Below are 13804 nucleotides of genomic sequence, written 5' to 3' on the forward strand. Positions count from 1 at the left end.
CTTTATTATTCAGTAACGATGCCGTGCACTAATGTTGGTGCATCTACATGCTCTTTAGAGATCTTCATGTTCTCATAAATTTTTGCTTTTACGTCTTCTACATTTTCACGGTTTGCGTAAATGGTAACAAGGGATTCACCTTTTTTCACGCTGTCCCCTACTTTTTTACGAAGCATTAAGCCAACTGCTAAATCAATTTCAGATTCCTTCGTCGCACGTCCTGCTCCTAAAAGCATTGCTGCTGTTCCGATTTCATCTGCAACGATTTCTGATACATAACCGTCTTCCTTCGCTTCCACTTCAATTTTAAATTGTGCTTGTGGTAATTTAGAAGGATCATCAACAACAGATGCATCGCCGCCTTGCGCTGATAAGAACGTTTTAAATGATTCTAGCGCCTTACCGTTGTTCATTACTTCAATTAATTTCTCACGCGCATCTTCTAGAGATGAAGCTTGTCCAGCAAGGTATACCATTTGACTTCCAAGCGTTAAACATAACTCTTCTAAATCTTTCGGTCCTTTACCTTGTAATGTATCAATTGCTTCTTGTACTTCAAGTGCGTTACCAATAGCCTCACCAAGTGGTTGACTCATATCAGAAATAACAGCCATCGTATTACGACCAACGTTATTACCAATGCGCACCATTGCTTCTGCTAAACGTTTTGCATCTTCATCTGTTTTCATAAATGCACCTGCTCCAGTTTTTACATCAAGAACAATTGCATCTGCACCAGCAGCAATTTTTTTACTCATAATTGAGCTTGCAATAAGCGGAATTGAGTTTACTGTTGCCGTTACATCACGAAGTGCATACAATTTTTTATCCGCAGGTGTTAAGTTTCCACTTTGACCAATAACTGCGATTTTATTTTCATTTACAAGACGCATGAATTCATCATTTTCGATTTCAACATGGAATCCTGGAACTGCTTCTAATTTATCAATTGTACCACCAGTATGTCCTAGACCACGTCCAGACATTTTTGCAACCGGTACACCTAAAGCGGCTACTAATGGACCTAATACAAGTGTTGTTGTATCACCAACGCCACCTGTCGAGTGCTTATCTACTTTTACTCCTTCAATAGCTGATAAGTCGATTGTATCACCGCTATTTACCATTGCCATCGTTAAATCTGCACGTTCTTGATCGTTCATATCTTGGAAGAAAATTGCCATTGCAAGTGAACTTACTTGATAATCAGGAATATCACCATTTGTATATCCTTCAACAATAAAGTTAATTTCTTCTGTCGTTAATGCATGTCCGTCACGTTTTTTTGCAATTAGGTCCACCATTCTCATTGTGAGGTCACCCCTTCATTTGTTTTACGATTGCTTTTACTAATGCTAAGAAGTTAGCTTTAACACGTTCTGTCGTTTCGATTACTTCATCGTGGTGAAGTGGCTGATCTAAAATACCAGCTGCCATATTTGAAATACAAGAAATACCAAGTACTTTCATACCAGCGTGACGCGCTACAATTACTTCAGGTACTGTTGACATACCAACTGCATCTCCACCAAGTGTGCGAAGCATACGAATTTCAGCAGGTGTTTCATATACAGGACCTGTCATTCCAACGTATACACCTTCTTGTACTTTAATATTTAAGTCTGCTGCAACTTGTTTCGCCATTTCGCGAAGCTCTACTGTATATGATGTAGACATATCAGGGAAACGTACACCCATTTCAGAATCATTTGGTCCGATTAATGGATTTGTACCCATGAAGTTAATGTGATCTGAAATTAACATAAGATCGCCTGGTTCGAATGATGTATTTACACCACCAGCTGCATTTGTTACAACAACTGTTTCTACTCCTAGTTCTTTCATAACACGAACTGGGAATGTTACTTTTTGCATATCATATCCTTCATAGAAGTGGAAACGTCCTTGCATTGCTACTACCGTTACACCTTGAAGTGTACCAAATACTAGTTGACCTGCATGGCCTTCTACAGTGGAAACTGGGAATTCAGGGATTTCACTGTAAGGTACTGTTACTGCATTCTCGATTTCATCTGCTAATACACCTAGTCCAGATCCAAGGATTAGTCCTACTTGTGGTGTCTCTTGAAATTTCTCTTTTAAATATGAAGCTGATTTTGTAATAAGTTCACGATTCATTTGTTTATCCCCCTATTTCTTTAGCTCGTTTAAGAAGCTTGTTCCGTATTCTGGCATTTTCACACCGAAGTTTTCTGCTACAGTTGCACCAATATCAGCAAATGTTTGACGAAGTGGTAACTCTTTTCCGCCTTCTTTCATGCTTGGGCTATATGCTAATAACGGTACATATTCACGTGTATGATCAGTACCATGATGCACTGGGTCATTACCGTGGTCTGCTGTAATTAATAATAGATCATCTTCTTTTAGTTTTTCGAATACTTCTGGAAGACGTGCATCATATTCTTGCAGAGCTTCTCCGTATCCTTGTGGATCACGACGGTGACCGAATAATGCATCAAAGTCAACTAAGTTTAAGAAGCTAAGACCTGTAAAGTCCATATTTAATGTATCTACAAGCTTATCCATTCCATCCATGTTAGACTTCGTACGAAGTGATTCAGTTACCCCTTCACCATCATAGATGTCAGAGATTTTACCGATAGCAATCACATCATAATCACTATCTTTTAATTCATTCATTACTGTACGGCCGAATGGTTTTAATGCATAGTCATGACGGTTCGGTGTACGTGTAAAGTTTCCAGGCTCACCAACGAATGGACGAGCAATAACACGGCCTACCATGTACTTCTCATCTAACGTTAATTCACGTGCAATTTTACAAATTTTATATAACTCATCAAGCGGCACTACTTCTTCGTGTGCTGCGATTTGTAGTACGCTATCAGCAGAAGTGTAAACAATTAAAGAGCCTGTTTCCATTTGTTCTTGACCAAGTTCATCAAGAATTTCAGTTCCAGAAGCTGGTTTATTACCGATGATTTTACGGCCTGTTTTTTCTTCTAATTCATCAAGTAATTCTTTTGGGAATCCTTCTGGGAACACTTGGAATGGTGTATCAATGTAAAGACCCATGATTTCCCAGTGGCCTGTCATTGTATCTTTACCAGTAGATTTTTCTTGCATTTTTGTATAATATCCAAGTGGTTTTTCTACTTTAGAGATGCCTTTCATTTCACGAATGTTACCAAGACCTAATTTCACCATGTTAGGCATTTGTAACCCATTCATATGTTCAGCAATGTGACCAATTGTGTCAGATCCTAAATCACCAAATTGTTCAGCATCTGGTGCTTCACCGATTCCAACAGAGTCCATTACGACTAGGAATATACGTTTATATTTATTCATAACTGCGACCTCCTATAAGTTCAGTTCTACTTCTTGTAGTATGTTCAAAACGCTATAAAGTGAAACTGTTCTCCATAAGAATTATCTTTCGTTCTCATTATCAAACAGTACTTCTTTAAATCATTCTCTAACCTATTTCGTTTACCTTGAAACGACTCAAAAACATTTCTAGTTTTTTCTAAGTCAGATGTCAGACATCTGATACTGATATCATAACATGTTTACGCTTTCTTTTTAATACATTTTCGTAGAATTTCTCATTTTCTTCACACTTCTATTGTAATCCATTATGCACAGAAGTGCTAATCATTTTATGATTTATTTCTTCATATAAAGTGAAATTTTAATCAGTGGCGGTTTTGTTCTTTCCCACTAATCATTTTCAGAATAAAAATAAAAAAAGCAGCTCTAAAGAGCTACCTTTTTATTTTACTTCTACTGTTTCTTCTTTATGTTCATGCAATTCGCCTTTTTTAACATGAACTTTCACTTTGTAAGAACCCTTTTCTTTGAAAGTATGTTTCGTTTCATACTCCCCTTTATTTCCTTCTTTTGCTGGAATGAATTCGTGTTTTTCCACACCATCTTTCCAAATCTCAAGTTGTACTTCAGCACCAGTTAAAGCTTCTTCTTTTTGTTTTAAATGAACTTTCATTGTTGATTCAGCATTTGCTTTTATGTCACCAGCCATAAGGTGAATCATTGTATCGCTTTTATGATCGCCATGTCCTGCACCATGATCACTATTTTCTTTTTTCGCATCTTCTACTTTCGCATTTCCTACAGCCACTTTTACTTCTGGCATAACATGCATTTCACGCGCATTTGTGTGAGCGATAATATGGTATACGCCATCCGTCTCGAACGTTTTCTCTACAGCATAAACACCTTTTCCTTTATGCTTACCTTCTAGCATCTCGTGCTTTTCGTCGCCAGCTTTCCAAATTTCAAACTTTACATCATCAGCATCTGTTACCTTTTCTTTTCCTTGTGTAACAAGTGCTTGTACTTCTGTTTTTTCACCAGGTTTAATTTCTTTCGGATTTGTTTGAACTGCTACTTTTACAGCTTCTAGTTTCTGTTCTTTTTTCGGTTCTTCTTTGTTTGTATTACAGCCAGCCAATGCTAGCATCGCGATAAATAAAGTCATAATAAGTTTTTTCATCATCATTTCCTCCTTCATACTTTATTTAGTATAGAGGAAATACATTGTAATATTCTAGTCTTCTGCTGAAAACAATGTACGAAATGTTTGTGAAGTTTCTGTGAAGTGCTATAGCCTTTTGAATCTATGAAAAAAGAGCATAGTACCTATGCTCTCGGATGAAACTGTTTATATACATCTTTTAATCTAGTTTTTGAAACATGCGTATAAATTTGTGTCGTTGAAATATCTGCATGTCCAAGCATTTCTTGCACAGCACGTAAGTCTGCTCCATTTTCTAATAAATGCGTAGCAAAAGAATGACGTAATGTATGAGGTGTAAGCTCTTTTTCAATATTTGCTTCTTTCGCTAATCGTTTTAAAATTTTCCAAAATCCTTGTCTTGATAATCGATTGCCATGATGGTTTAAAAAGAGTGCATCTACTACTTTTTTCCCCATCAATTCTCTTCTTCCCTTTTCAATATACTTTTGAATCGCTTCCGTCGCTAAACTTCCTAGTGGAATAATTCTTTCTTTATTCCCTTTCCCTATGCATCGAACAAATCCCATCGTTAAATGTACATCTTCTAAATTTAATGCAATTAATTCTGAAACACGAAGTCCTGTTGCATACAATAACTCTAGCATCGCTTTATCACGAACTCCAAAAGCGCTCGTCATTTTTGGTGTCTGCAGTAACGCCTCTACTTCATCAACTGACAATACTTTCGGTAATTTCCGTTCTCCTTGCGGCGTTTCAATATGTACGGATGGATCGTGCTCTACCGCTCGTTCACGAAGTAAAAATTGGTGAAACGAACGAATCGATGCAATATGACGTGCTAATGTTTTCGAAGATTTTCCGTTTTCTTTTAAGTGCTGCAGAAAGTTAACAATGTGCAAGCGTGTCACTTCGTGAAAGCTTTTCGCTTGTTCTACATTTTGCAAATACTTTACATAACTTTTTAAATCACGTTCATAAGATACTACTGTATTTTTCGCTAGTCCTTTTTCAACAACCATATAATGAATAAAATCTTTTAATTGATCTTCCAATCTACACTACTCCCCATTTTCATAGAAAAACATCATTCTATTTACGAAAGCATCCTTTGCCGGCTCTTCATTCCCTGATACTTTTTCTACAGTCTCTTCTTTTGGCTTTTCATAACGATGATAGCTTTCATATTCTTCATTTATCCATAGTATAGCGAAATAAAACAAAATCGTACAACTTGTAAATAATAAAAATACTTTTATCCCATCAAAAGTTAATTTTAAAGCTCGGCGCATTGTAAATTCCTCCAAAATATAAGTTATTACAACATATGCCAAGCTTTCACCAATTTATACCTTATTCAAATAAAAAACCTCTTCCTAGTTAAATAGGAAAAGGTTATTTTTCATCCGTTTCATTTTCTTGACAATTTTTACAAATCCCATGGAATGTTAAACGATGATCCTTCACCTTAAAGCTCCAGTCATGTTCTACTTTCCTTTCCACTTCACCAAGTAAATCTTCTTGTATTTCTTGTACAGCACCACATTGTGTACAAATCAAATGATGGTGGAAACGCTGCGCACCTTCTTGGCGTAAGTCATAGCGTGAAACACCGTCTCCGAAGTTAATCTTATCGACAACTTTTAACTCAGATAATAGTTCTAAAGTTCGATAGACGGTTGCTAATCCGATCTCTGGCGACTTTTCTTTTACAAGGAGGTAAACATCTTCTGCGCTTAAATGATCTTCTTCATTTTCTAGCAGCACACGAACTGTTGCTTCACGTTGCGGTGTTAATTTGTAGCTCGCTGCATGTAATTGCTTCTTAATTCGTTCAATTCTTTCTTCCATTCGGTACTACTCCCTCCTCGCCACTCTTACACCATTATATCAGAAGAAGGGCTTCTGTCAAAAGAAAAACAATAAAAACAAATTGATAATTATTCTCATAAAGTATTTATTGTTTATTAATAGCCTCAACGACTTCTTTCATTAAAACTGGTGATGCATAAGCCTCTACACTAGAAGCAAGAGCTAACACCGCTCCAATTACAAGAAAGAAGCATGTATAACGGATCAATAATGGTAATAGCGGCTCAGTTATTTTTCGGATAAATTGATGCCTAATCATGCGTAAGGAAAAACTTGCGGCAATTGTTGTCATAACGAGAAATACTGGGATGATAATGAGATTTTGTGGCAATACAGAAACGAATGCTAATAATAATCCATTCCATCCATGCTGACTTACTAAGAAACCTACTGTAAATCCGACAACTACTCCTTTTGCAAATAATAAAATAAAAATGAGTGGCAATCCAATAATTGAAATCCCTAAAATCCAAATAAATCCAATGTATTTTAATTGTGAAAAGTAACTTTCTCGAAACATTTCGCCTGCAATAGCAAATTCTCCTTTAGAAACTTGTCCAAAAAAACGTTGCAAATAAAATGATAAATCTTGTTTTTGATTTAATTGTAAACTATTTACAAGAATCGCTCCAAATATTACTCCCATCAATAACAAAACAGCGTTAAATATATATAATGAAGAGTTTTCCTGTATGTGAGACATTACACGGTCTTGCCAAGTTTTTCTCCACATTTTTCTTCCCTCCGTTCACACTCTTACTAAAAATGTATGAAAGAAAGAAAAAAGTATGACGAATTAACATTGAAATTCCGCTCTACTTTGCTAAACTAAAAAGTAGAGAATAGGAGGGATTTCTCTTGAAACCATTATTATTAGATTTTCCAACATTATTTCAAACTGAACGCTTACAGGTTCGTAAGCCATTTCCAGGTGATGGTGCAGAAGTGTATGAAGCAATACAAGCTTCTCTAGAAGACTTAGTACCGTGGATGCCAATTAACGCTGAAACAGAAGAAAGTGCTGAAGAAATCGTTCGTAACGCTCACGGACAGTTTTTACTTCGTGAAACACTTGATTTTCACTTATACGATAAAGTATCTGGTACATTCATCGGAGCTATAACGCTCAAGCCTGAAAACTGGGATATTCCAAAGTTTTCACTTCACTTCTGGCTACATAGCGCTTATACAAAACAAGGCTATATGACCGAAGCTGTGAAAGGTGCCATTCAATTTGCCTTTGATAAGCTAAGCGCTCGAAGAATTGAAATTCGTATTGATGCAACAAATACAAATGCATGTAACTTAGCAGAACGTTTAGAATTTATTCTAGAAGGTACAATGGAAAATGATTTCATAGCACCAGATGGTAGCTTACGTGATGCACGCGTATATGCAAAAATTAATTAAAAACACTCGCCTTTGGCGAGTGTTTATTTTTGTAGTTGTAAATATTGTACTGCAAACATCGTCTTCGCATCGTGAATACGAAGATCTTTCATAAGAGTAGTTGCTTCTTCTAATGATACTTCCATTAATTCCACAAACTCATCTTCATCTAACGCAGCTTTATTTTCTTTTTTCGTCAAACCTGTCGCTTTATATACATATAAAATTTCATCTGCAAATCCTGGAGATGTATAGAAAGAAGTAATAAGCTCCATATTTTCACATACATAACCTGTTTCCTCTTCTAATTCACGAACTGCTGTCACCTCAGGTTTTTCACCTGGTTCTAACTTGCCAGCCGGAATTTCTATAATCGCCTTTTCAAGCGCTTTACGATACTGCTCAACAAGCACAATTTTCCCCTCATCAGTAATAGCAATAATAGCAACTGCACCAGGGTGATTTACAATTTCACGTTTACTCATTGCTCCATTTGGTAATACTACATCATCAACACGAACTTTTATAACTCTACCATCAAAAATCGGCTCAGTTTTTACTGTTCTCTCTGCAAGATTACTCATACTACTTCATCTCCCTGTTCTATTTCCTATTCTTTCCTCATACATTTTACCACATTGAAAGGAGCGTGATAGAAATGAAAGTTTATATTTTACCAAATCGCGTCACTTTAGTCGGAAAAGCATGGCAAATTCGCCATAAGCTAAAACAATATGGCAAAGAGTATACAACTGTACAAGAGTGGATTACAGCAACTAAAAAGTAAACGTTTGTCAACCTCTTTTCCCTTGCGTACAATAAGAATAAGGAGAAGGAGGTTGACTTATGAAAAAACGTCAATTAGGAAACTCAGATTTATTTGTGACAGAAATGGGACTTGGCTGTATGTCTCTCGGTACATCTGAAAAAGAAGCCTTGCGTATTATCGATGAAGCAATCGATTTAGGAATCAATTTTTTTGATACAGCGGATTTATATGATTATGGATTAAACGAAGAATTTGTTGGAAAAGCCTTAAAAGGAAAACGAGACCAAATTATTCTTACAACGAAAGTTGGAAATCGATGGACAGAAGAAAAAAACGGCTGGTCTTGGGATCCTTCTAAAAATTACATAAAGGCTGAAGTGAAAGAAAGTTTACGTAGACTTCAAACTGATTATATTGATTTATATCAACTTCATGGCGGGACGATTGAAGATTCTATAGATGAAACAATTGAAGCCTTTGAAGAATTAAAAAAAGAAGGTATCATTCGCCAATATGGTATTTCTTCAATACGTCCAAATGTCATCCGTGAATATGCAAAACGTTCAAATATCGTTAGTGTACTAATGGAATATAGCCTTTTGAATCGTCGCCCTGAAGAATGGTTCCCACTTCTAAATGAACATCAAATTAGCGTCATTGCTCGCGGACCACTTGCAAAAGGAATTCTAACTGACAACAATGCAAGAAAGATAGATAGAGTAAAAGAAAAGGATTACCTTTCTTATTCTTACGATGAATTATATGAGACACTCGCGAGTGTAAAAGAATTAATCGAGGAAAGCTCTTTAACAGGAACAGCTATTCAATATTGCTTACATAACGAAACTGTTGCAGCCGTTATACCTGGTGCAAGCTCTATTGGGCAATTACAAGAAAATGTACAGTCTAGTAAACAAACAAAGTTAACAACAGCAGAATATATACAGCTTCAGCAAATTGCGAAATGTGATACGTACGCTTTACATCGTTAAAAAGACGCTACCATACTGGTAGCGTCTTTTTATAACGTATCATATTTATCAGGATTCGTTCCTACATGTAAATTACGATTTAACGTATTAATTTGAGTCATCTCTTCTTCTGTTAATGAAAAGTCAAAGATAGAAAAATTCTCCTGAATGCGAGATGGTGTAACAGACTTAGGAATCGTCACAATCCCGCTTTGAATATCCCACCTTAATATAACTTGCGCAGGTGTTTTTTCATATTTAGTAGCAATAGCCTGAATAATCGGGTGCTGAAATACTTCGCCGCCTCTCATTAATGGGCTCCATGCTTCCATTTGAATTTGCTCACCTTGACAAAAATTACGCAATTCAAATTGTGTTAACATCGGATGAAGTTCCACTTGGTTTACCATCGGCTTTACTTTGCAATTTGGTAATAGCAGTTCTAAATGATGTTTATGGAAATTAGAAACGCCAATCGCGCGCACTTTACCTTCTTCATACAGTTTTTCTAACGCTCGGTACGTATCAACATACTTCCCTCTTATTGGCCAATGTATTAAATATAAATCTACATAGTCCATTTGTAATTTTTTTAAGCTTTTCTCAAACGCCTCAAGTGTTTCCTCGTATCCTTGATCGTCATTCCAAACTTTTGTTGTAATAAAGATGTCTTCTCTCGAAATTCCTGATTCACGAACCGCTTCTCCGACACCGCTTTCATTTTCATATACAGCTGCTGTATCAATCGAACGGTATCCAACTTCTAGCGCTGTTTTTACTGCTTGTTTTACTTCGTCGCCTTCTTTCGCTTTATAAACGCCTAAACCAATCATCGGCATTTTTACGCCATTATGAAGTGTAGTTGTTGGAATGTGCACAGTCGTCTCCCTTTCATCATTACATTTTTTTATAAGCCACCACTTTATTTGAACAAGATTCAACCAAAAAGTCAAAACATATGTACAGTTTACATAATAAACTTATATACTTTCTAAAATAATGCGAGCTCATTCATTCTCATTATTTTCCATCCATTTCTTCGCTTTTTCATCAACATTACGTACAAACTCAGTTTTCCCTTCCGAATATAACGCACCTTCATATGTATACTTTTCAGCTAATTCTTTCTTTAAAGTTGCATACGCCTCAGCTTCTTCACAATGAGCCATCATATAATCACGAAATGCTAAATGCCTTACTATCTCAGGGTTTCCTTTTTCAAACACGTGTAAGTGATACGAGCGTTTTTCCTCCGTTCCATGAATAAAATAACGGCGTCTTGAAATACCATTCTCCCCTTTTGCGATGTAACCAAGCTTTTCAAAACATTCATTCCAATGATCTACTCTGTCGATACTCTCCACTTCCATAATCATATCTATAATTGGTTTAGCTGCCAGTCCCGGCACTGACGTACTTCCAATATGATGCATTTTCACCATTTCTGGCATCGCTGCTTTTAATCTTTCAGCCTCTATTTGAAATTTTTCCCCCCAATGATTTTCATGCGGAACAACTACAATTTTTCTCATTCTAACTCCCCTTTTCTTACAAGCTCGTCAAAAAAATGATCAGCGTTATTTCACTGATCATTTTCGTTATTATTTAAAGTCTTTCCAAGTAAGGTTACTTTCACTTAACAGTTCTTCAAATGATTTATTCTTTTCACGTTCTTTTTGTTCTTGACGCTTTCTTTCCAGTTCTGCTGCCTCTTTTTTCTCTTCTCTCACTTGCAACTCTTTCTTCTTATTTTTTAATTGTTGCATAAGTGAATCGTTTAATTGATCACCTAATGTAAGAGATTCTTTCTTTGGTTGATTCATTTGCGATTGTCTTTGCATTTGTCTTTGTTTCTTTTTCTTCATGCTGCTCACCTTTTACTTTTTTCTCCATTATAGTAGATACACCATGAAATCGACAACAAAAAAGGAGCGTTACTCTATTATTCACTTTTGTAAATATGTTAATTTTTCGAAAAAACTAAATTTTTATATAGATATAATCCTATGAATCTATTAAAATTATGTCGTATGATGTCAGATTATAAAAAAAGGAGAATTATATTATGTGGAAAAAAATTATTCCTACTGTTGCCGTTTTAAGCACCATTACTTTTTCAACCGTATTTGCCGCTCCCCCATCTCAGACTCCAGCTGAACAAAACCGCTACATAGACGTACAAATGCTTGGTATTAATGATTTCCATGGACAACTAGATACTATTAAAAAAATTAATAACAAAGAAGCTGGTGGTGCTGATTACTTAGCTACTTATTTAAAAGAACGTAAAAAGCAAAATCCTAATACACTTCTCGTACATGCTGGCGATATTGTCGGAGCTAGTCCACCAGTTTCAGCGTTGTTACAGGACGAACCAACGATTGAATTTTTAAATGACTTAAAGTTTGATGTTGGTACAATTGGAAATCACGAATTTGATGAAGGTATCGATGAAATGAAACGCCTCATTTACGGTGGCTATCACGAAAAAACAGGCAATTTCAAAGGAGCTAACTTCCCTTATGTCGCTGCAAACTTCTATAATAAATCCACTGGTCGCTTATTTTTACCGCCATTTACTGTAAAAATGGTAAACGGTGTGCCTATAGGATTCATTGGCGTCGTTACAACTGATACACCAAATGTCGTGATGCCTACTATGCTTAAAAATGTAGAAATCACTGACGAGGTAGAGGCAATTAATAAATCAGCGCAACAATTAAAACGTCTCGGTGTTAAATCCATTGTTGTCCTTGCTCATGTCGGTGGAACAACAGATGAGTCTGGTGTTACAAATGGAGACCTTACTCGAATTGCAAATGAAACAGATCCGGAAGTTGATGTTATTTTTGGTGGACATAGTCACACGTATGTAAATGGTACTGTAAATAATAAACTAATCGTCCAAGCGAACTCTTACGGAATGGCTTTCTCAGATGTAGATGTAACAATTGATCGTAAAACAAAAGATATTGTAAAGAAAAAAGCTGAAGTTGTTACAACATACCATGAAGGTGTAGAGCCTGATAAACAAGTAAAGAAAAAACTAGATCAATATAAAGAAAAAATTGCACCGCTTGTAAATGAAGTTGTCGGAAAATCTACAGCACCTATCGACCGTAAACAAAATGATGCTGGTGAGTCCACTCTTGGAAATTTAGTTGCCGATGCCCAGCGCCAAACGATGCAAACTCAAATCGCACTTATGAATCCGGGCGGCATTCGTAATGACTTAGATGCTGGCGATATTACATGGGGCGAATTATACGGCATTCAGCCTTTTGGAAACCAATTAATTAAAGTAGATTTAACAGGTCAAGATATTCGCGACATTTTAAATCAACAATGGCAAAAAGGAACGACGAGAATGCTTCAAATTTCAGGTATTCAATATACGTGGGATGCAAATAAACCAAACGGTGAAAAAGTTACAAATATACGTTTAACAAACGGTGAAGAATTATCTCCATCTAAAACGTATAGCGTAGTGGCAAATGCCTTTTTAGCTTCTGGCGGTGATGGATTTGTATCATTTAAAAATGGTAAAAATCCAGAGACTGGTCCAAACGACTTTGAAGCGCTAGTCGATTACGTAAAACAATTAAAAGAACCTATTCAGCCAATTATCGATGGTAGAATTCAAAAAACAAATTAAGTACACTCATAATAAACAATCTTAATTTTTTACCGTAAAAGATACACATAAACCTTTTATCCGTCATATATGTGAAACCTAAAAAGGATACTCGTTCTTACAATGAACATAGTATCCTTTTCTTTATTTATCAATATGTGATGTGTTGTTAAAATCATATTGTTGTAAAAATTGTTGTAACGCCTCTTCTACAAGTTTAGATTTTTGAATTCCTTTCGATTCTGATATAACGTCTAGTTTTGCTAATATTTCTTTATTAATAGAAAAGGTACGTTTCTTTTTTTCTGTACTTATATTCATCATGGGCGCAATTACTTCTTCTTTCTTTCTTAATAACTCATAAATACTTTGTAATTGTTCATAAATTAATAGTTGATAATCCGTTTTCGCATATTGAAGGGCTGTCGCTTCTTGGAGTTGTAAGTGACGCGGTTCTTCTCCATCTCCTACAAAAATACGCTTTTTCTGTTCTCCATCATATTCGTATCCAATCAATCTTAATTTCTTCGATAATGTATACGGGCTTATTTCAAGACGTTTTGCTATAATAGCGATGGATTCACGCCTATTTAAACAATCGATAATTTCTCCAATCGTCACAATTTCCCTCCTCCCATATTGAAATGACACTAGTATGGTATGTTACAATGATTTTCTAACAGTAT

The 13804-nt window shown here is 35.9% G+C and carries 17 protein-coding genes; 4 read left to right on the forward strand and 13 right to left on the reverse strand.

Annotated features, from left to right (window positions below):
* Positions 1-5: 5 nt before the first annotated feature.
* From NLJ82_RS19875 to spoIIM, 8 genes are all read right to left on the reverse strand, one after another.
* Positions 6-1310, reverse strand: a complete 1305-nt coding sequence (locus tag NLJ82_RS19875; protein ID WP_001243079.1) for a pyrimidine-nucleoside phosphorylase — start codon at positions 1308-1310, stop codon at positions 6-8.
* Positions 1311-1317: 7 nt separating this feature from the next.
* On the reverse strand, positions 1318-2139 hold the full coding sequence (locus NLJ82_RS19880; RefSeq protein WP_001078446.1) for a purine-nucleoside phosphorylase: 822 nt from the start codon (positions 2137-2139) through the stop codon (positions 1318-1320).
* 12 nt (positions 2140-2151) lie between these two features.
* On the reverse strand, positions 2152-3336 hold the full coding sequence (gene deoB / locus NLJ82_RS19885; protein ID WP_001046082.1) for a phosphopentomutase: 1185 nt from the start codon (positions 3334-3336) through the stop codon (positions 2152-2154).
* A gap of 424 nt (positions 3337-3760) precedes the next feature.
* The gene (locus tag NLJ82_RS19890) at positions 3761-4504 is read right to left on the reverse strand and encodes a FixH family protein (protein ID WP_001993299.1); all 744 of its coding nucleotides are present in this window, start codon (positions 4502-4504) and stop codon (positions 3761-3763) included.
* Between the two features lie 143 nt (positions 4505-4647).
* Positions 4648-5538, reverse strand: a complete 891-nt coding sequence (gene xerD, locus NLJ82_RS19895; RefSeq protein ID WP_000390084.1) for a site-specific tyrosine recombinase XerD — start codon at positions 5536-5538, stop codon at positions 4648-4650.
* 6 nt (positions 5539-5544) lie between these two features.
* Entirely contained in the window at positions 5545-5775 is a 231-nt protein-coding gene (locus NLJ82_RS19900) for a YqzK family protein (protein ID WP_001250432.1), read from the reverse strand.
* Between the two features lie 103 nt (positions 5776-5878).
* Positions 5879-6334, reverse strand: a complete 456-nt coding sequence (gene fur, locus NLJ82_RS19905; RefSeq protein WP_000392655.1) for a ferric iron uptake transcriptional regulator — start codon at positions 6332-6334, stop codon at positions 5879-5881.
* Between the two features lie 106 nt (positions 6335-6440).
* Positions 6441-7058 (reverse strand): stage II sporulation protein M, encoded by a 618-nt coding sequence (gene spoIIM / locus NLJ82_RS19910; RefSeq protein WP_223290733.1) that lies wholly within the window; start codon positions 7056-7058, stop codon positions 6441-6443.
* A 155-nt stretch (positions 7059-7213) separates the two neighbouring features.
* On the opposite strand from spoIIM, the gene NLJ82_RS19915 reads away from it, so the two are divergent.
* Complete coding sequence (locus tag NLJ82_RS19915) at positions 7214-7765, forward strand: GNAT family N-acetyltransferase (protein ID WP_000803491.1); 552 nt, start codon at positions 7214-7216, stop codon at positions 7763-7765.
* A 23-nt stretch (positions 7766-7788) separates the two neighbouring features.
* Here the strand turns inward: NLJ82_RS19915 and NLJ82_RS19920 are convergent, their stop codons facing one another.
* Positions 7789-8328, reverse strand: coding sequence for an NUDIX hydrolase (locus NLJ82_RS19920; RefSeq protein WP_000067038.1), 540 nt, complete (start codon positions 8326-8328; stop codon positions 7789-7791).
* A 74-nt stretch (positions 8329-8402) separates the two neighbouring features.
* Between NLJ82_RS19920 and mciZ the strand changes: the two genes are divergently transcribed.
* Both mciZ and lolS read left to right on the forward strand, forming a co-directional pair.
* Positions 8403-8531 carry a Z-ring formation inhibitor MciZ gene (mciZ, locus tag NLJ82_RS19925; protein WP_000870299.1) on the forward strand — a complete coding sequence of 43 codons (129 nt, stop codon included), beginning with the start codon at positions 8403-8405 and terminating at the stop codon, positions 8529-8531.
* A 59-nt stretch (positions 8532-8590) separates the two neighbouring features.
* On the forward strand, positions 8591-9505 hold the full coding sequence (gene lolS / locus NLJ82_RS19930; protein ID WP_000747191.1) for an aldo/keto reductase: 915 nt from the start codon (positions 8591-8593) through the stop codon (positions 9503-9505).
* 29 nt (positions 9506-9534) lie between these two features.
* Here the strand turns inward: lolS and NLJ82_RS19935 are convergent, their stop codons facing one another.
* From NLJ82_RS19935 to NLJ82_RS19945, 3 genes are all read right to left on the reverse strand, one after another.
* Positions 9535-10362, reverse strand: coding sequence for an aldo/keto reductase (locus NLJ82_RS19935; protein ID WP_000547986.1), 828 nt, complete (start codon positions 10360-10362; stop codon positions 9535-9537).
* Between the two features lie 129 nt (positions 10363-10491).
* Entirely contained in the window at positions 10492-11016 is a 525-nt protein-coding gene (locus NLJ82_RS19940; protein WP_001227156.1) for a GrpB family protein, read from the reverse strand.
* A 69-nt stretch (positions 11017-11085) separates the two neighbouring features.
* A complete protein-coding gene (locus NLJ82_RS19945; RefSeq protein ID WP_000727551.1) occupies positions 11086-11349 on the reverse strand; it encodes a YqkE family protein in 264 nt (87 codons plus the stop codon).
* A gap of 200 nt (positions 11350-11549) precedes the next feature.
* Between NLJ82_RS19945 and NLJ82_RS19950 the strand changes: the two genes are divergently transcribed.
* The gene (locus tag NLJ82_RS19950; RefSeq protein WP_000265588.1) at positions 11550-13139 is read left to right on the forward strand and encodes a bifunctional metallophosphatase/5'-nucleotidase; all 1590 of its coding nucleotides are present in this window, start codon (positions 11550-11552) and stop codon (positions 13137-13139) included.
* Positions 13140-13262: 123 nt separating this feature from the next.
* Here the strand turns inward: NLJ82_RS19950 and NLJ82_RS19955 are convergent, their stop codons facing one another.
* On the reverse strand, positions 13263-13739 hold the full coding sequence (locus NLJ82_RS19955; protein ID WP_000151910.1) for a ribbon-helix-helix domain-containing protein: 477 nt from the start codon (positions 13737-13739) through the stop codon (positions 13263-13265).
* Positions 13740-13804 lie beyond the last annotated feature (65 nt).

This window comes from Bacillus paranthracis (genome assembly GCF_024296885.1).
In the GTDB taxonomy this organism is placed as follows: Bacteria; Bacillota; Bacilli; order Bacillales; family Bacillaceae_G; genus Bacillus_A; species Bacillus_A paranthracis.